Origin of the sequence: Paenarthrobacter sp. PH39-S1 (assembly GCF_030063245.1) — a bacterium.
GTDB lineage: Bacteria > Actinomycetota > Actinomycetes > Actinomycetales > Micrococcaceae > Arthrobacter_M.
Window position 1 is genome coordinate 1 of the sequence record NZ_JASISR010000008.1, and the last position, 17,781, is coordinate 17,781.

The following is a 17,781-nucleotide window of genomic DNA, read 5'->3' on the forward strand; positions in this document are numbered from 1 at the left end:
ATGGAGCCTCCGCCCACCCGACACGACAACCGGGCTTTTGTCATGCCCGGACCCAAAAGTTGCCGAAATTCACGCCCCCGCCAGAATTCCGGCCTCAAAAAGCCACTACTCGCGGATCCGGGTCTGATGACAAAGACACCGGAGTCTTACCTGCGGGTCTTGCGGTAGATTGCACGGCGCAGGTACGCCGCTATGCAGTAAGACGCCATGATCGGAGACAATGGTTCAGCCGGGTGCAGGATCTCATGCGTACTGAACTTTTCCGGACCATCGGCCGTCTTACCGGGTAGGGCCATTCCACGCTGACGTCAGGGGGCATCCATGCCATTGCACGAGCAGGTAGTCGCAGAGATCTACCGGGAGCACGCGCCGGCGCTGCGGCGCTTCGTCATGGGAATAACATCCAGCCCGGACCAGGCCGAGGACGTCGTGCAGGAAACAATTCTGCGCATCTGGCAACGGGCCCCGGGAATCACCACCAGCATGCGCAGTTACCTTTTCCGGACGGCCAGAAACATCATTATCGATAATTTCCGCAGGCAGCAGCGCAGGGCACAGCAAACACAGACCGACGACCTGGAGCAGATGGCGGGTACCGTTGAGCACGTGGATGGGTTACTGACAAAGGTCCTGATGGAGGAAGCCCTGGCCCGGCTGAGCGCCGAGCACCGCGACGTCATCATCGCCTTGCATTACCGGCGTTTCACGGCGGTCGAAGCTGCCGGACAGCTCAACATCCCGACAGGAACGGTCAAGTCACGGGCTTTTTACGCACTCAAAGCCCTCCGCGCCGTTCTGGATGAGATGGGAGTGAAACCATGAACACAGACCCGGCAGACCACGAGGCTCTGCATCACCTCGTGGGCGCATATATTCTCGGCGGTCTGGACCCCCGGGAGCGGGGGTTTTTCGAACATCACCTTTCCCTGTGCCCGCTGTGCGCTGGCGAGTTGCTGTCGCTGCGAAGCCTGACCGGATTTCTTGATGCCGTGCCGGCGGAGGCCGCTATCGCCATCGGCTCCGCCAACCCGGCGCCCGGACCGGTGCCCGTGGCCGGGGTCGGTTCCGAGGACCGGGTCGATTCCGAGGACCGGGCCGGTTCCGAGGAGGGGGACCAGGCCGGGGTCGGGCCGCTGATGGCAAAGCTGGCCATCCGCCACCGGCGTGCCCGCTGGCGCAGTGCGGCACTGGTTTCCGCTGTCGCCGCAGCATGCCTGGCCATCGGATTCGTGGCGGGACCGGCCGTCAACGGACCACCGAAGCCAGAGGAGAGTTACACCATTAGCGCAGCCTCCGGGCCCCAGGTGCAGCTGGGTCTGCTGAAGAAGGCCTGGGGGACCGAGCTGTCACTGGACGGGCACAGCCTGCCCGCGCGGGGGGTTCTGTCCCTTTGGGTCAAGGACAGGGCAGGCAACTATGACCGGGCGGCCAGCTGGAGCGCCACGGCCCAGGGCCAGGCCAAGGTCACAGGGGCGACGCCGGTCACCATCGCGGATATGTCCAGCGTCGAAATCCGCGACGCCGGCGGCCAGAAAATCGCTGTCCTCTCCAGAGTGGCCGGAGACTAACGCACCGGCAGGACAGTGAACCCGCTTGGGTCCGTTCCTGCGCGCGTTCACCTTCGGCCAGCAAGGCGACCTACGGGTGCAAGAAGCAGCGGGCCGGCTACGGGTGCATCGGGGGCAGGTGCCTGAAGGCACTGATCGGCACCGTCACCACCAACTACAGTGTCGCTGACCCGGCACTGATGCTGGCGCTCTGACTTCCCGGCGCACGCCGCCGTCGGAGCAGCAACAGCAGGTTAAATATCGATGCTCCGTCTCCTCAGGTTTGCTGATGAGGAGACGGAGCATCGACGGGGTTTGTTGCGGGTGCTACTTGGTGTTCACCGTGATGGTGGCGACGCCGACAAGCATGCCTTCCTTCACAGCGTCCGTCTTGAACGTCTTGTTCAGCAGACCCGCGGCGACGTCGGAGATCTTCACCTCGGTTCCCTGCAGGATTGCGGTCTCGCCCTCGGTCTTGAGCGGCATCAGCGTGGAGCCGTCCAGGTTGAAGATGTAGGCCTGCTTCGCCGCGACGGTCCCGTTGACTGCCACATCGCCATAGAGCTTGGAGGTGCCCGGGTCAATGGTGAAGTTGGTCAGGTCCACCTTGGTGTCCCCGGCCGTCAAGGAGAAGCCTGAACCGGCGTGGCTGATCAGACCCTGCACAAACGGGCGGTAGGCCTCTGCCGGATCATAGTAATCAACCTTGCCGCCCGTGATCGGGAAGATCAATGAACCGTCGGTCAGCTGCGCGGTCCCGATGACTCCCGGGGTCAGGCCCAGGGTCTTCAGCGCAGCGCCGAAGGAAGCGTCGAGCTTCACCGCGGTGGTGGTGCCTGTCAGGGCCGGAATGGAGGCCAACGGCTTGGGCGTCGACGTCATCGCCGATGAGCTCGAGGACGCACTCGTCGTTGTGCTGGAGGCGGCCGTATCGGTACTGCTGCACGCTGCCAGCGAGAACAGGAGTGCTCCGGATGCTGCAACCGCGCCGACTGTGGTGAAAATTGATTTACGCATGATAAATAATCCCTAACTGTGTGATTGGTGTCCGTTGCCGAAGGTGTCTATCCACCGGCTGGCCTGTCACAGGTACTTCGCGGCGGCAGCGGGAGCGGATGGGGTCAGCTATTAACCGTTACCGTCCCGTTACCGTCAGGCCACCGGATGTAGCCGTCGCAGACGGACCCGTTCGCCCCACTCGATCCGGCCGCTGGGCTCGGCGCCTCGGATCCGCAGAGTGCCCTGGGGGCGGTTTTGGCGCGATGTGAGTTGGACCGCCACGACAACGATGGGCCACCCCTGGCTATGGGAGCCTTGTTTCTAATCTGGCGGGTTGCTTTAATCTGGTCCCTGTGGCTCTCGCGCAGAACCGTGATGACCGACCCGACACCCGGATCCACACCAGCCACAGACGGTTTCTGAAAGGACAATTTCCAGATGACGGGCATGTTTGCGGGCGACGGGGCGCGCCACGGGGTGCACTGCGGAGCCGGGTAGGCCAGGTCACACGGCCGTAGTCCGGGGAACCACAACGAAGTCAGGGTTCCGGCCACGGCATGGCTCTCGTCGAAGGTGAGATTACGCGGTGCGAGTCATTGTGGCATTCGTAAAGTTGGAGCAACCCACGGCTGCCCTCGATCAGCACCCTGTCATCCCAGCTAGTGGACGGCTGGTGGATCGGATGCCATCCTGATGCGATGGCCAACGAAGAGGACGTCCGGCGCATATGCTTTTCCCTTCCCGGCGTCAGCGAACGACCAAGTTGGGGACAGCCCGCCTGGTTCGCCCGCACCCTGATGGCCCGGATGTGGGAGGAAGGCGTACTTACGGTGAAGAGCCAGGAGCGAGACGCCCTCGCAGGCATCGCCCCGGATATCTACTTCTGGACTCCCCACCACCAACGTTCACCCATCCTTGTCCTCATCCGTCTCGACAAGATTGCGTCCGAGGAACTCCAAGAACTCCTGGAGGAGTCATACCGCATCGCCGGTGCGCCACAGCGGTAGCTGCATAGCAGGGATTTCGAACATGGCACACCCAGTCGCACCTTCGTTTTCAACCCCACCGGTTACCGGCATTGTTGCGGGACTGCTGGGCGCCGTAGCCAGCGCGCGGGTTCACGGTGCAACGGCTCCCCCCGCTGGTATCGAACGAAAGCCTCGACCTGATCTCCGGCCAACGCGGTAAAATTTCTGGTATACGCCGACCAGACCGAAGGACCTCAAACCAGGACCCTCATGGACGCCGCCAGCAAAGCTGGCATGCCGGTGGCCGACTTCATCGAAACGCTCCCGAAGGCCGCAATTATCTGCAATGGCGAGCGCCAACGTTGACCAGCTCGAAAAAGGTTCTGCAGGGCAGAGCCGCCCGTAAGCCGGTCCCTTCATCAGGCATTTTGCTGCATCCCCATAACACTCCGGCCATGGCAAGAGAAAGGCCATTTCAAGCCGCCCCGCACTTCTGCCCGGAGACCGGCCGCTGGCTGCAACAACGGGACGTCAATACCGGTCGATATCTTTAGTCCCGCTTGTTCAAGGCCGTGATGGCGGGGCGATTCTGTTCTGGACAATATCCATGACGGGCGGGATGGCCTCTGTCTGCCTCGCGGCGGATAGCAAATCGTGATGCATTCGAGATGCAGTGGAGGCGGGAACGGCATCTCCGGATCTTAACTTTCGGCGAGATCCGTTAAGGCGAGATCCGTTAAGTAGTCGATGACATCGAGATGATGGCGCGTTAGTGGACATATGGCCGTGCTGGCTGTTCAAGATGTCATTTGCAGAGGCGACGCCGAATCGGAGTCTGGGGAGGATCGGTAATTAAACTCGCACTACGCATGCGGACTCGTCTGCGCGTTTGATGGCACGGTAGACCGTTGAACGCGCTACTGCGAAGAGTTCGGCAAGTTCCGCCGTCGCGTGTGTCCCGGCCCGGTGAACCGAGAACAGGTGGGCTTCCTGTTTCTGTGAGAGCTTGGGTTGTTTCCCGCGCAGGCGGCCTTTTGCCTTTGCCAATCGGCATCCAAGTAATCGGTCGTCGCTTCCACGACCACGAAGTCCTGGCAGTCGCCAGAGAGCTCGAACGACTCAGCTAACAGCCCGAGCTGGGTGAGAGCTTAAAATGGGATCTCCCGGCGCTTTCATTTGTATTGCCGTGTTCCTGGTCCGGTGATTCCAGGCTTTGCTGTCGTCAGCCAGATTCCATGCTGAGGTAGCGGTAGACGGTGGCCCGGCTTGTGCCGATGATCATTCCGATGTCGGCCGGTTTTAGACCCTGGGTTTTTAAATCGCGGGCCCGCTTGACGTTGGGGTGGTTGGCGGTGATTTCCTGGCGCTCTGCCTTGCGGCCGTGGGCGGCGGCGACGGCCATGCCGGCCTTGGTGCGTTCGGAGAGTTGGTCGCGTTCGAGCTGGGCGAAGGCGGAGATGATGGTGACCATGGCTTGGGCCATGGCCCGGCCCGGTTCACTGGCGGGGTCTGTGGCGATGCCGTCGCGCAGCGAGCGGAACTTGATGCCGTCTGCCTTGAAGTCGTCGAGGAGTTCGAGCAGGTGGCGGGTGCGGCGTCCGAGGCGGTCCGGTTTCCAGGCGACGACTTCATCGCCGCGGCTGAGGCGCTCCAGCATCTTGTCCAGTTTGGGACGGCTGGTTTTGGTCCCGCTGATCCCATGGTCGCGGTAGATGCATTCACAGCCTGCAGCTTCCAGCTCCCTGATCTGCAGTTCGGTGTCTTGGTCCGCGGTACTGACCCGGGCATATCCCAGACGTGTAATGTGTCTTCCCCTCCAACGTCCCATCAAAGACTACTTTCCTGTGATGATGAGAATATAAGGATGAAACACATTGTTGAGACTTCCCAAGGTGCAGACACGCCGCAAACTCGAGGCGCAGAAGGTGGCGGCTCGTGCTCCGGTCAATGGTTCCTTTGACAAGACCGCCCGCCGTTGGCCCCATCGCACAGCAACTGTTAGTTACAGAAGACGCCTGCGCAGCCGCTCCGTGTCCGTACGGGTATCTCGGGATGAATGGCCTAATTGTCTTGGCTCAGTTGGAAGGGGTGTACCGTCCCTAATTTCAGGCTCCTAGCCTCAATTGCAGTGACACAAAATCACGCGGGTTGTCTCCTTGCAAGTGAGACACCCGCGCAAGGGTCACAACTAGCGCCTTGGCCGTAGCGTCCGCTGCTCATTGCCGGCGCAAGTAGCCGTCGTCCAGGTGGTCAACAAGACAAGGGGCAGTCACGACCGGAATCCCCTTCCGGTGGGGCGCGACTCTTACTGTGTGACTACGACTTAGGAAACTCGTCCTTTAAGTCAGTTTGCTTGAATGGCAGCAGTCCGTCGTCCTTCTCCCTGACGAAACCATAGAGTTTCTTGAGCTGAGTCTTGTCCGGGATAAGCCCGTAGGCAACACTCTCTTGAAATAACTGCACAGTGCTGAAGTTGGGGATGCCGGCCTTTGTAGCGAGGTCCACAGCGTCCTGGTCATCGATCATGGCTACGACGTCGAGACCGCGAGATTGGAGGACCCGAGCGTGAGCGATGAGTACCATTTCACCGCGGTTTTTGCCTGAGCCCAGCATGGACTTAAGGCAGTTGTTCGTTACCCACGCCCAATGGAAATCATAGTCGTCGTCTTGGTGCTTTTCGGGCGTCACGAGCGTGGTGATGTGATTGCCGCCGATGACGGTCAGAAGCTTCCTTCGGCAAGCGGCGAACCGCTTGTCCTTGCCCGACTTGTGCTCAACCTCGTCTACCACTGCGTCCGGGACAGCAATGCTGTTGGTCATCACTTTGAGGGTCTTAAGATAAAGATCCGTCGTGTCACTGCGGCCCATAAAGTTCAGGATTGGGCCAGCATCCAAGATGACTAGTTCGCTATGGTCCCGTTGGTTATCAGATTCGACCGTCACTTGCGGCGGCCGAACCTCGTCGGAGGCAGTGCCGCTTGTTTGGGCTGGATGCCGACATCGTCGAGTTCGGCTTTGAGATCTAAGGAACTCATGCCGCGAATTCTAGCGACCGCTTCCAGTCCTATCAGATTGTTCACGTATGCTTCCATGGCTTCTGCCACGATCCGCATCGGAGCTTGGGGCATCATTGCCTTCCGCTGTGAGGCTCGATGTTCGTCTGACCAGCCATAGCGGGCGGCCAACTTTCCGGTCGAATGAGATTTCCAAGCGTCCTTCTGACCTACGGCCAGCCATCCGGCATTCTCGAGCTGAATGAGAATCATCATGGGGGAGACCTCGAAGTATCGTACGAGATGAGCCAGGTCAGCCTCGTTCAACTGCTTGTGCTCTTTGTCGAGGCCTTCAAGGAATTCCGTCACTCCCTGCCGTGGGACCAGCAAATGACGAGCGAAGGTGTCGGCTCGGATTTCTTCAGGGTTCCGGGCGCCGCAATCGATCACGCCGCCGTTGGCGAAGTCTCCCAGTTCGAGATGGCCCAATTCATGTGCAAGTGTGGCTCGTTGGCGTTCCGCGGACGTGGTGCAGGCGACTGAGATGATTCTCTGGTGGGTTTCCGGGTCCTGAATGACCATGCCATCGAGCCCGTCGTCCATCTCCACGATTGCTACATCAATGCCAAGGCGACCCTCGATCAGATCGCTCAAGTCGTTAATCGGGGCGTTGCCTAGGTCGTACTTACGGCGGAACCTAGCCGCCGCGTTAGCGGCCTTGTCCTCATTGCTCGTCGTCATCGTCGGCTTCAGCTAATTAGGCAGGCTGGATGGCCTTGAGGGCACGAGTCAGGTAGTTGTCCATTTCGAGAAGGTAGAAAAGGTGATCCTTCACCGAGTCCGTGTCGGGGTATTTCCCAGTCGCCGTCCGAGCAGCGTACTGCATGCGATCGCGTAGCGGGTGGGTTTCCATGAGGCTCGATTCCGGGCAACCCAATGCCAATGCAATAGCCGAAAGCTCATAAGGTTTCACGGGGCGTTCACCGTTTTCGATGCGCGTGATCGTGGATTGGGAGAGGTCGATCTTCTCCTCCAAGGCACGCTGCGACATCCCATTTTGCATGCGGTAATGCTTAATGCGGTCGCCTGTCGTCATCGTCATTAGACTCGTCTCCTTGTATTGAACATCATCCTCTGAATCACAGGTTCGATGTTTGATTCAATCCTAGCGCGCGGGCTTAGCGGACGCCAGTCGGCGTGCCACTGAACGTCCCTCGTGGCAGGGCCATTTCAAAGTCCGTGAGTGTTCGGGCGATGTTGGGGTCCCGGCCGGTGCCCTTCCCTGTGAATGTGGTTTGATAACAAGCAGCCACGCCAACGTGCCGGGCGCCGGTCCTGGCCGGCCGCGACGGCATAGGGTTGAACTGTGAGTGATTCAGAAGTGCCCGTAATAGTTGATGTGATCCTTCCCTGCCTTGACGAGCGGGGCGCCCTGCCGTGGGTGTTGTCCCGGCTGCCGCAGGGGTACCGGGCCATCGTTGTGGACAACGGCTCAACCGACGGATCGGCGGACGTCGCCGCCGAGCTGGGGGCGATGGTGATTCGTGAACCGGTCCGAGGTTTCGGCTCGGCAGCCCATGCCGGGCTGCGGGCAGCAACGGCAGATTACGTGGCTTTCTGCGATTGCGATGGTTCCATGGATCCGGCCGCGCTTCCCGGGCTGATGGCCCTGGTTCTGGACGGAACTGCCGATCTGGTGATGGGCAGCCGGCGGCCAAAGCGCCGATCCTGGCCACTGCACGCCCGGATAGCCAATCTGGTGCTGGCCTGGCGTCTGCGCCGACTCACCGGAGAAGAAGTGACTGATCTGGGCCCGATGCGCTGTGCGGGCCGCGAGGCCCTTCTCTCGCTGAATCTGCTGGACCGGCGCAGTGGCTATCCGTTGGAAATGTTCCTCAAGGCCAGCCAGCGCCATTGGAGGATCAGCGAGCTGCCGATCAGCTACTCGCCGCGGACGGGTAAGTCCAAGGTCACCGGAACGGTCCGAGGTACCCTGACAGCTGTTATGGACATGTCCGCCCAGCTGCGAAGCGCCCGGCTTCTCTGTTGGGCGGCACCCGTCCAAAGTGTCCGCGGGAACGAAGAAGAGGAGTGATACGTGAAATTAACTTGACCATTGCAGTCATCGCCAAAGAGTGCCTCCCCGGCAAGGTCAAGACCCGTCTGTGTCCGCCTCTGACTGCGGAACAGGCAGCCAGCATTGCCCGGGCCAGCCTGAGCCAGACGCTTCAAACGGTCCGGGGAGTCGCCTCAGCCGAACGGCTGCTGGTACTGGACGGACGCCCGCAAGCACGGGATTCCGTCGGATTCCAGGTGGTCCCGCAGGCGGACGGTGGCCTGGATCAGCGGCTGGCCGCGATCTGCGACGCAGTCGTGGGACCGCTGTTGATCATCGGCATGGACACCCCCCAGTTGACCCCGTTCCATCTGCAGGGGCTGCTCGAAGATTGGTCCACCGGGGCACCCGTGCACGACGCTTGGCTGGGCTTGGCGGCTGATGGCGGATTCTGGGCCCTGGCCATGCGTGAGCCGCGGGGCGACCTCATCCGCGGCGTTCCGATGTCCACCGCCAGCACGGGTACCGTACAGCTCGCCCGGTTGACCGCCGCCGGGCTCAGCGTCGGCCTTCTGCCTTGTCTTCAGGACGTGGACACCTTCCCCGATGCGGTCGAGGTCGCGGCCCAAGCGGCTGGGACCTCGTTCGCTGCCGCCGTCGGATTCGTGGCCGATAACGTACTGGCGGGCGGGCGGTCATGAGCCAGGCGACGCTCACCCACAGCCTCCGCCCCGCCGCCGGCTACCCGCGGGGTGCGGCAGAACATACCGGCACGATGCCGCATTTCGGGCAAGGGTCGGCCGAGCCGTACGCCCGAGCGTTGGATCAGGGTAAGGGATCGCTGACGCTGTGGCCGTTGAACCCCGGCGACGGGCTGGAACCTGTTGTTTTCAACGTGCACAGCTGGTGCGCGCCCGCCACGGCGCTGGAGCGCGCCCTGTTGGGCAGCCTCGACGGGCCCCTGCTGGACATCGGCTGCGGCCCGGGCCGGCTCCTGGCCGCGTCCCAGTCACTGGGGATAACCGCGCTCGGGCTGGACACCAGCGCCCCGGCAGTACAGCGCGCCCTCAACCGGGGAACACGGGCTGTACGGCAGTCGGTCTTTGCACCCGTCCCGCACGCCGGCCGGTGGCGCGCGGGGTTGCTGCTGGACGGAAATATTGGCATCGGTGGGAACGTCAGCGCCCTGCTGCGCCGCTGCGGCCAGATTTTGGCCGCGGACGGAACCCTGCTGGTGGAGACCGATGCGGATGACAGCGTTGACGCAGCCTTCCACGCTGTAATGGAGGACGACGACGCGAACTTCAGCGAACCGTTCCGCTGGGCCCGCGCCGGTCTCACGTCCCTGACGGCGAAGGCTGAGTCCAGCGGTTGGCAGGTAACGACAACCCACCGGATTCAGGGACGGGTTTTCTGCCGCCTGAACCGTCGCCCGGTTCGCCGTTCCAGCAGGTAGATCACGGCGGCGGCGCCGATGGCGAGCGCCAGCCAGAGCCAGGCAAGATGGGCAGCGTAGTCCGCTTCCAGCACGCTGGTGTTCCGGGCCACGGATTGGGCCCAGACCAGCGTGAGCGTCAGCAGAGTCAGCACCGCACCGGTCATGAGCGCGCTCCGAAGGACGGCAGCCGAGGAGCTCCCCAGCCCGAAGGTGAATCGGTTCAGGGCGGCACCGACCAAGCTGGTCAGTGGGACCAGGAGCCCGTCATGGAGCAGTACCGCGCAGGCCAGCCAGAACAGCAGGCCCACCAGCTGGGCCACGCCCAGCTGCGAGGGCAGGCCTAGGAGCCCATAGGCGGCAATGCCCGCACCCACCAGTCCCAGGACCAGGCGGATCACATGAAGGCCGGTTCCGGTCTTCGGGTTCGGTCCCGCGGGCGTGGATTGTTGTACCGGCGTGCTCACAATATCTCCAGACTCTGCAGCCATTTGGTCTGCAGGACGCCCGGGCGGCCCGGGGCAATAATCCGTGCCGGATAGCCATGGTCCAGCTCCAGCACCCCGCCGTTGAGCTCCAGGGCCACCAGCGTCTGTTCGTCCGCCGTATACACGGCGGGCATGCTCATAAAACGGTAGGCGCCCTCTGGTTCCAGACTTGTCACCAGCAGATCCGATTCCGGCGCCGCCCCCATGGCCTGCACCAGGTCCCGGATGCGAACACCCCGCCACCGCGCGGTTTGGCTCCACCCCTCAACGCACGCTATAGGGAGTTCATGCTCCGCCTGCGGCAGGGCGCCCAGCTCTCCCAAGGTGTAGCTGCGGCTCTGCCCGCGGTAACTGATGTTCAGCTTCCAGCCCGGATTCTGCGCCAGCGGACCAACCTTGGCATCGGCTGCCGTGCGGTTCACTGGAACGCCCTGCGGACCCGTACCCATCTTCCGTGGAGCGAAGAAGTTGGCCGGTGAAAGCCAGGCGAAGGACTGGCCGGCGGTGCCGAGCACCACCGCACCCGTGGTCACGCCTACCGCTGCCAGAAAGCCGCGCCGGGACCAGCGCCCGGTCACGGCCGGGGGCTGACGGCCGCCCGGGCCCGCCGACGCCGCCGTCGTCCTCACTTGTGCCGCCGTCGTCACTTCTGCTTCCCGGGGCCGCCGTGCCCGCCGCCAGTGTCCGGCGATCAGCGGAAGCTTGGCGGCGATGTGCAGCAGCAGCGATCCCCAGACCACCCAGGACAGCCAGTAGTGCGTCTCGCGGAACGGGAAGGGCCACGGGTACCACTTGTAGGTGTTGATCAGCCCCGTCACCACCTGGACCAGCGACGACGCGACAAGCAGGGCAATGGACCCGCGCTCCAAGGCGTGGATCACGGAACGCACCGGAGGCCATTTGAGCAGTTCCGGGTAGACGGACCACAGTTTGGCCAGCAGCAGCGGGATGGAGGCGATTCCGGAGGTGATGTGCAGCCCCTGGGTCAGCTGGTAAATCCCGACCGGCCGGGTGGGGAACAACATCCAGGACGGCGGGTTCTGCAAGCCGTGACTGAACAGACCTGTAGCGAAGCACACCGTAAAACAGATCCCCAGCCACCGGCCCAGCACCACGGTCAGCCTGGTACTGCGCACCGGGGAGGCGAATTTGGCAGCGAGCGCATCGGTAAGCCTGTTCATGCGGAGGTTCTCACTACCGATCGGTGGAAGGACAAGTCTGCTCGTACCCGAAACGCACGAGACGCCAGATTGGTGCCCGGTTCCCTGCGGATAGGGCAGGATCGAAGGGTGGATGCACCCAAGAACACACTAGACGACGACGGCGCCGGGCGCCCAAAAGCGGCGCCGGTGCTGGCGCTGCTGCTTTTGCTGATGGCGGCCGTCTTATGGTGGACGGTGCAGCCGCACAACCCTTTTCCGTTGGCCGTGCTGGCCGGCACCCTCGTTTCCTGGCTGCTGTTGGCAGCCGCCGTACGGGCACTGCGCCGGATCCGGCCCGCCAGGACCAAACCCATGACTGTCGGCGCCGTCGTTATTGCCGGTTCCCTGCTCCTGGGCCTGGCCGTACTGAGCGCGCCGCCGGCCACCAGCAACGATTCGGCCCGCTACGCGTGGGACGGCATCGTACAGAACGCAGGGATCTCTCCCTACGCGCACGTGCCCCTGGACGAGTCCCTGGTTGCGCTTCGTCCCTCGTGGCTGTTCGCTCCCGGCACCGCCGCGGCGAAGGGCGAAACCCGCTGCGCGCCGGATCTGTTTGCCACCGCCCCGGTTCCCACCCGCGGATCACCGTCCGGGGAACCGCTGTGCACCGCCATCAACCGGCCCAACGTGCCGACCATTTACCCGCCGACGGCGGAACTGTACTTTCTCGGCATCAGGCTCGCGGTGCCAGATGCCGTGGGCTACCTGGCGTTCCAGGTCGGCGGGCTGCTGGTGAGTTTAGCGGTGACGCTCCTGCTGCTGGCGGCCCTCCCCCGTCTTGGGCTGCCGCGCTATGTGGCGGCGGTGTGGGCCTGGAGCCCATTGGTGCTGATCGAAGGGGTCAACAATGCCCATGTCGATCTGCTCGGCGGGGCCCTGCTGCTCGCGTCCGGGCTGCTGCTGACCGCGGGAAAGACGGTTAAACCGTTGCGCTCCGGAGCGATGTTCGGTGCAGCGGTGGCCACCAAACTCATTCCCGCCATTGCAGCCCCGGCGCTGCTGTTCCGGCGGCCGGTCAGGTTCATCGGTGCGGCTCTGGCCACCTTCGCCCTGCTGTATACACCGTATGTGCTGACGGCGGGCTGGAGCGTCATCGGCTTTCTTCCCGGGTACCTCAAGGAGGAGGGCTACAGCGACCAGATTGGCATCCGCTTCGCGCTGGCCCAATTCGTCTCCGGCGGACCCTGGCCGATGCTGCTCAGCGCGGTGGCGCTGCTGGCGCTGGCGCTGACGGTGCTGCGCAAGACGACGGCGCACAACGTGTGGGAACAGCAGACGCAGATGATCGGGCTGGCCTTGCTGATCATCAGCCCGAACTATCCCTGGTATGCCCTCATGCTGTTGCCCTTCGTCATTCTGAGCAGGTACTGGGAGTACATCGGCGTCATGATCGCGCTGAACATCATCTACCTGCTGCCGGGGGATCCGGTGTTCAGCGGCCCCGTCAACCGCGGCAGCCTTGCCGCCGCGGCCGCGGCCATCGCCGTGGGCGCCTGGCGCCGCCGTCGGGCATCCCACCTGGACTGTGCCCGCCACGGCCTGGAGACTACGCCTGAGATGGCAGGATAGACGCTATGCAACTACAGGACCACGGCCTCGCTCAGGCGCGTATCGGCATTATCGGCGGCTCGGGGACGGCGCGTCTCCTCGGGGCCCAGGTGCTGGACGTCATCACGCCCGATACCCCCTACGGTCCCACTTCCGGCCCCGTCACGCTGGCCTCGGTGGCGGGGCGGCCCGTCGCTTTCCTCGCCCGGCACGGTGCCGGCCATTCGCTGCCGCCGCAACAGATCAACTACCGGGCCAACCTTTGGGCGCTCAAAAAACTGGGCGCGGAAGCAATCATTTCGTCCTCGGCGGTGGGTGGGCTGCGCCCTGGTTACGCCCCGGAAACGTTTGTCCTCACCGATCAGCTGATCGACCGGACCGGCGGCCGGCGGGACACTTATTTCGACGGCGTGCTGCCGACCGGCGTGCGCCACCTGCCGGCCGCCGACCCGTTCTGCGGCACGCTCCGCGGGCATCTGAGCGACGCGCTGCTGGCGCGTGGCCTGCAGTTCCGCGACGCGGGCACCGTGGTCGTCATCAATGGGCCGCGTTTTTCGACCCGGGCCGAATCCGCTTGGTATGTTTCCGGCGGTGCTGACATCATCAGCATGACCCAGTATCCGGAACCCGTGTTGGCGGCCGAGCTCAACATGGGCTTCGCGAACCTTGCCTACGTCACCGACTCCGACACCGGCCACGATGGTTCGGCTCCGGTCACGGCCGAGGCTGTCTTTGACCGTCTGACGAGCGCCCAGCCGCACATTTTCGCGGTCCTCGAAGCGGCAGTCGGCAGCTTTGCTGACGGCTACCGTGCTCCGCAGCTGATGGATGCTGAGGCGGTCCGGATCATCATGGAACAGCCGGTTCTCAGCCCGGCGGCCAGCCGATGAGACTGCTGGTCACCGGAGGTGCGGGCTTCATCGGCTCCGCCGTCGTCGAGGCGGCACTGGCAAAAGGCTGGGACGTGCGGGTCCTGGACTCCCTGGACCCGCAGATCCACCCGCAGCCGCCCCGGCTTGATCCCCGCGTAGAGCTGACCGTCGGGGACACGGCGGACCCAGCCGCGGTCCGCGGGGCGCTCACGGGGATCGACGCCGTCTGCCATCAGAGCGCAAAGGTGGGTCTCGGCGTGAGCTTTGCTGACGCGCCCGATTATGTCAGGAACAACGATTTCGCCACCGCCGTCCTGCTGGCCGCAATGGAACAGTCGGGGATAAGGAAACTGGTCCTTGCCTCGTCGATGGTCGTTTACGGTGAAGGAGCATATCTGGATCCGGTCTCGGGACAGCCGGTTCGCCCCGGTCCCCGGCTCGTGGCGGATCTGGAAGCAGGTATGTTCGATCCGAGGAACCCGTCCACGGCAGAACCGCTCATCCCCGCCATGGTCACCGAGGCCGCCCGGTTGGATCCCCGCAATGTCTACGCCGCCTCCAAGGTCAGCCAGGAACACCTCGTGTCCTCCTGGGCGCGCGCCGTTGGTGGCGAGGCGATAGCACTGCGCTACCACAACGTCTACGGACCGATGATGCCCAAAAACACTCCTTATGCCGGGGTTGCGTCGCTTTTCCGTTCCGCGATCAGCAGGGGTGAGGCCCCGCAGGTGTTTGAGGACGGCCTTCAGCGCCGCAGCTTCATCCACGTCCGCGACATCGCCTCGGCGAACATCTTCGCCCTTGAGGCACTCCAGGACGGGTACGGGCGCCAGTTCGGAGCGTACAACGTCGGTGCCGATGCCCCGCAGACCATCGGAGATGTGGCGCGGGCGCTCAGCACTTTCAGCCACGCGCCAGCACCCGTTGTGACGGGGAGGTTCCGGCTCGGCGACGTCCGGCATATCACCGCCTCGTCGGAGCTGATCAAGAAGGAGCTCCGATGGCGCCCGCTCGTGGGCTTCGATGAGGGGATGCGGGAATTCGCCTTGGCACCCTTGCGTGGCGACGAAGAATAGCGTGGGCCGGATCTCCACGCGGCGCGGACCTGCTCCCGGCTCGGGCGCATGTCAGGACCCTCGGAGATTCCAGGTCAAACGCTGATACTTGAGCCATGTCCGAGACGATAATGAGCGACCGACGGGCCACTTGGGCCGAGGTCGCCGCGTGGCGCGCACAGTTGCGGGATAGGGCCCTGAGTTGTGGCGTCACTGACCCGCGACTTCGTGCCGACGGCGCCGTGATCATGCACCCGTCGGACGCCGGTTTTCAGCTCAACGACCACTTCGGAGGGCCGGCTCCCCTGCGCGGCGACGAGGGCCAGCACATTTAGGCGCGGGAAAATTCCGACGCCGCGCGCACCTGCTCCGGGCTTGGACGCACGCCGGTGTACAGCACAAACTGCTCCTCCGCCTGAATCGCAATGACCTCGGCACCGGTAATAACCTGCTTGCCGGCACTGCGGGCGGCGCTAATGAGTGGTGTTTCGGACGGCAGGGCGACGACGTCGAACACCTCCCGCGCGGCAGTCACGGCGTCGTCGTCGAACGACTGCACCCTTTCGTCTTCACCCCTCATACTCCCCCTCATGCCAAGAGGTGTGACGTTAATGATGAGGTCCGCCGTCGTTCCTCCCACCTCCGGCAGCCAGCCGAAGCCGTAGAGGTCCGCAAGTGCGCGGCCGGTTGTTTCATTGCGGGCAATGACGGTAACCGCAGTGAAGCCGGCATCGCGCAGCGCCGCCGCCACGGCCTTGGCCATGCCTCCGGAACCGCGCAGGAGCACGGAGTAAGCCGCGGGCACGGCGTGGTCCTTCAACAGCCGCGCAATCGCGAGGTAATCCGTGTTGTACGCCGTGAGGACGCCGCCGCAGTTCACTATCGTGTTCACCGATGCAATGGCCTCGGCCGACGGGTCCATCCGGTCCACCAGCCCAATGACGGCCTCCTTGTAGGGCATCGACACCGCAGCCCCACGGATCGGCAGGCCCCGGATCCCGGCCACCGCCGCCGCAATATCAGTCGGAGAGAAGGCCTTGTAGACAAAGTTCAGGCCCAGCTCCTCGTAGAGATAGTTGTGGAAGCGGGTCCCGATGTTGCTCGGCCGCGCTGCCAATGAAATGCACAGGGTCATGTCTTTGTTCAAAATAGGCACCCTCCCATTCTGCACCTCCCGTTCCACTCTCCCGGCAACACTCTGCCGGCAACACACTGCCGGCAACACACTGCCGGCAACACACTCCGGGCAAACGATTTGTTCCGAGCGCGTTCGGCGGCGGCATCCGGGCCGAGCTTTCCGCCATGGGATGAGCGTCACATCGGCTGCTGCGGCACCCGGTCCGGCGCACCCCTGCACTAGAATAGGCCAGTATTCGTGCGGCATTCGGGCCGCCTATTCCGGTCCCGGAGACGATGTGAGGAGAACATATGAAGATCGATTTCGCCTCATCGGCACAGTCCACATTGGGCGTGGAATGGGAACTGGCGCTGGTGGATTCCGGGACGGGCGAGCTGGTTCCGGTCGCCGACAAGGTGCTTGCCGCCGTGGGCCGTGCCCACCCCGAGCTGAGTGCGGACGAGGAACATCCGCACATCAAACAAGAGCTGCTGCTGAACACCGTGGAGCTTGTCACGGGCGTGTGCCATACGGTGGCCGAGGCCAAAGCCGATTTGTCCCGGACCCTGGCGACGCTGCGCGAAGCCACAGATCCGCTGGGGGTTGAGCTGCTCTGCTCCGGCTCGCACCCGTTCAGCCAGACCAGCCGCCAGGCGGTCACGGATAAGGAACGGTACGCCAAACTGATCGACCGCACCCAGTGGTGGGGCAGCCAAATGGTGATCTACGGCGTCCACGTCCACGTGGGTCTGGACAGCGTCCACAAGGCCATGCCGGTGCTGGACGGCCTGGCCAACTACTTTCCGCACTTTCAGGCACTCTCCGCTTCGTCGCCCTTTTGGAACGGTGAGGACACCGGTTATGCCTCCCAGCGCGCGCTGATGTTCCAGCAGCTGCCGACCGCCGGTCTGCCGTTCCAGTTCGCCACCTGGGCCGAGTACGAGGCGTATGTGCAGGACATGTTCACCACCGGTGTCATCGATTCGATCAGCGAAATCCGCTGGGACATCCGCCCGGTACCCGGATTGGGGACCGTTGAAATGCGCGTCTGCGACGGCCTGTCAACGCTGGAGGAAGTGGGCGCCATCGCCGCGCTCACGCAGTGCCTGGTGGACGACTTTTCCCGCACCCTCGACGACGGCGGCAGCATCCCGACGATGCCGCCGTGGCACGTACAGGAAAACAAATGGCGTGCGGCCCGCTACGGCTTGGACGCCATCATCATCCTCGATGCCGCCGGTAACGAACGGCTCGTGACGGAGGACACGCTGGAACTGCTGAACAAGCTGGAACCGGTAGCCAAACGCCTCAATTGCGCGGACGAGCTCGCCGATGTGGAGAAGATTATCCGCCGCGGCGCCGGCTACCAGCGTCAGCGGGCGGTGGCCAACGCGCACGACGGCGACCTGCACGCCGTCGTCGACGACCTGATCCAGCGGCTGCGCTCCGGCCCCGCCGCACGCTGACCCGGTCCGCTCCTCAGACGACCGTCGAGTGG

The 17,781-nt window shown here is 63.7% G+C and carries 19 protein-coding genes and 1 pseudogene; 11 read left to right on the top strand and 9 right to left on the bottom strand.

The genetic code is table 11. The annotated features are described in order from the left end of the window. The first annotated feature begins 321 nt into the window (after positions 1–321). A complete protein-coding gene (locus tag QMG52_RS06775; RefSeq protein WP_283559668.1) occupies positions 322–822 on the top strand; it encodes a sigma-70 family RNA polymerase sigma factor in 501 nt (166 codons plus the stop codon). Further along, a complete protein-coding gene (locus tag QMG52_RS06780) occupies positions 819–1,568 on the top strand; it encodes an anti-sigma factor family protein (protein WP_283559669.1) in 750 nt (249 codons plus the stop codon). Before QMG52_RS06775 ends, QMG52_RS06780 begins: the two co-directional genes overlap by 4 nt. Before the next feature lie 306 nt (positions 1,569–1,874). Here QMG52_RS06780 and QMG52_RS06785 read toward each other — a convergent pair whose 3' ends face one another. Continuing rightward, on the bottom strand, positions 1,875–2,564 hold the full coding sequence (locus tag QMG52_RS06785; protein ID WP_283559670.1) for a hypothetical protein: 690 nt from the start codon (positions 2,562–2,564) through the stop codon (positions 1,875–1,877). A 680-nt stretch (positions 2,565–3,244) separates the two neighbouring features. On the opposite strand from QMG52_RS06785, the gene QMG52_RS06790 reads away from it, so the two are divergent. Further along, a complete protein-coding gene (locus QMG52_RS06790) occupies positions 3,245–3,553 on the top strand; it encodes an MmcQ/YjbR family DNA-binding protein (RefSeq protein WP_283559671.1) in 309 nt (102 codons plus the stop codon). Positions 3,554–4,366: 813 nt separating this feature from the next. Here the strand turns inward: QMG52_RS06790 and QMG52_RS06795 are convergent. The 5 genes and pseudogenes from QMG52_RS06795 to QMG52_RS06815 form a co-directional block, all read right to left on the bottom strand. Beyond that, positions 4,367–4,570 (bottom strand): annotated as a pseudogene (locus QMG52_RS06795) (helix-turn-helix domain-containing protein); the annotation flags it as partial. A 166-nt stretch (positions 4,571–4,736) separates the two neighbouring features. Then, positions 4,737–5,342 carry a recombinase family protein gene (locus tag QMG52_RS06800; RefSeq protein WP_283559672.1) on the bottom strand — a complete coding sequence of 202 codons (606 nt, stop codon included), beginning with the start codon at positions 5,340–5,342 and terminating at the stop codon, positions 4,737–4,739. A gap of 488 nt (positions 5,343–5,830) precedes the next feature. Then, the gene (locus QMG52_RS06805) at positions 5,831–6,457 is read right to left on the bottom strand and encodes a PIN domain-containing protein (protein WP_283559673.1); all 627 of its coding nucleotides are present in this window, start codon (positions 6,455–6,457) and stop codon (positions 5,831–5,833) included. Then, entirely contained in the window at positions 6,454–7,248 is a 795-nt protein-coding gene (locus QMG52_RS06810) for an ImmA/IrrE family metallo-endopeptidase (RefSeq protein ID WP_283559674.1), read from the bottom strand. The genes QMG52_RS06805 and QMG52_RS06810 overlap by 4 nt, the downstream gene beginning before the upstream one ends. Positions 7,249–7,264: 16 nt before the next feature. Beyond that, positions 7,265–7,609 carry a helix-turn-helix domain-containing protein gene (locus tag QMG52_RS06815; RefSeq protein WP_283559675.1) on the bottom strand — a complete coding sequence of 115 codons (345 nt, stop codon included), beginning with the start codon at positions 7,607–7,609 and terminating at the stop codon, positions 7,265–7,267. A gap of 264 nt (positions 7,610–7,873) precedes the next feature. On the opposite strand from QMG52_RS06815, the gene QMG52_RS06820 reads away from it, so the two are divergent. Genes QMG52_RS06820 through QMG52_RS06830 form a run of 3 tightly spaced genes read left to right on the top strand, consistent with a single transcriptional unit; the run spans position 7,874 to position 10,019 of the window. After that, positions 7,874–8,602 (top strand): glycosyltransferase family 2 protein, encoded by a 729-nt coding sequence (locus tag QMG52_RS06820; RefSeq protein WP_283559676.1) that lies wholly within the window; start codon positions 7,874–7,876, stop codon positions 8,600–8,602. Between the two features lie 14 nt (positions 8,603–8,616). Further along, positions 8,617–9,264: a TIGR04282 family arsenosugar biosynthesis glycosyltransferase gene (locus QMG52_RS06825; protein ID WP_283559677.1), complete on the top strand. Its 648-nt coding sequence runs from the start codon at positions 8,617–8,619 to the stop codon at positions 9,262–9,264. Beyond that, positions 9,261–10,019 (top strand): class I SAM-dependent methyltransferase, encoded by a 759-nt coding sequence (locus QMG52_RS06830; RefSeq protein WP_283559678.1) that lies wholly within the window; start codon positions 9,261–9,263, stop codon positions 10,017–10,019. The genes QMG52_RS06825 and QMG52_RS06830 overlap by 4 nt, the downstream gene beginning before the upstream one ends. Here QMG52_RS06830 and QMG52_RS06835 read toward each other — a convergent pair. After that, positions 9,962–10,465 (bottom strand): hypothetical protein, encoded by a 504-nt coding sequence (locus QMG52_RS06835; protein WP_283559679.1) that lies wholly within the window; start codon positions 10,463–10,465, stop codon positions 9,962–9,964. The genes QMG52_RS06830 and QMG52_RS06835 overlap by 58 nt on opposite strands. Then, entirely contained in the window at positions 10,462–11,667 is a 1,206-nt protein-coding gene (locus QMG52_RS06840; RefSeq protein WP_283559680.1) for a molybdopterin-dependent oxidoreductase, read from the bottom strand. The genes QMG52_RS06835 and QMG52_RS06840 overlap by 4 nt, the downstream gene beginning before the upstream one ends. 108 nt (positions 11,668–11,775) lie before the next feature. On the opposite strand from QMG52_RS06840, the gene QMG52_RS06845 reads away from it, so the two are divergent. The 4 genes from QMG52_RS06845 (at position 11,776) to QMG52_RS06860 (ending at position 15,501) form a co-directional block, all read left to right on the top strand. Next, on the top strand, positions 11,776–13,260 hold the full coding sequence (locus tag QMG52_RS06845; RefSeq protein WP_283559681.1) for a glycosyltransferase family 87 protein: 1,485 nt from the start codon (positions 11,776–11,778) through the stop codon (positions 13,258–13,260). Positions 13,261–13,265: 5 nt separating this feature from the next. After that, the gene (locus QMG52_RS06850) at positions 13,266–14,129 is read left to right on the top strand and encodes an MTAP family purine nucleoside phosphorylase (RefSeq protein WP_283559682.1); all 864 of its coding nucleotides are present in this window, start codon (positions 13,266–13,268) and stop codon (positions 14,127–14,129) included. Further along, positions 14,126–15,187, top strand: a complete 1,062-nt coding sequence (locus QMG52_RS06855) for an NAD-dependent epimerase/dehydratase family protein (RefSeq protein ID WP_283559683.1) — start codon at positions 14,126–14,128, stop codon at positions 15,185–15,187. Before QMG52_RS06850 ends, QMG52_RS06855 begins: the two co-directional genes overlap by 4 nt. 95 nt (positions 15,188–15,282) lie before the next feature. Beyond that, positions 15,283–15,501, top strand: a complete 219-nt coding sequence (locus QMG52_RS06860; protein WP_283559684.1) for a hypothetical protein — start codon at positions 15,283–15,285, stop codon at positions 15,499–15,501. Here the strand turns inward: QMG52_RS06860 and QMG52_RS06865 are convergent. Continuing rightward, positions 15,498–16,322: a shikimate 5-dehydrogenase gene (locus QMG52_RS06865; RefSeq protein ID WP_283559685.1), complete on the bottom strand. Its 825-nt coding sequence runs from the start codon at positions 16,320–16,322 to the stop codon at positions 15,498–15,500. The genes QMG52_RS06860 and QMG52_RS06865 overlap by 4 nt on opposite strands. A gap of 272 nt (positions 16,323–16,594) precedes the next feature. On the opposite strand from QMG52_RS06865, the gene QMG52_RS06870 reads away from it, so the two are divergent. After that, the gene (locus QMG52_RS06870) at positions 16,595–17,749 is read left to right on the top strand and encodes a glutamate--cysteine ligase (RefSeq protein ID WP_283559686.1); all 1,155 of its coding nucleotides are present in this window, start codon (positions 16,595–16,597) and stop codon (positions 17,747–17,749) included. Positions 17,750–17,781: the final 32 nt, after the last annotated feature.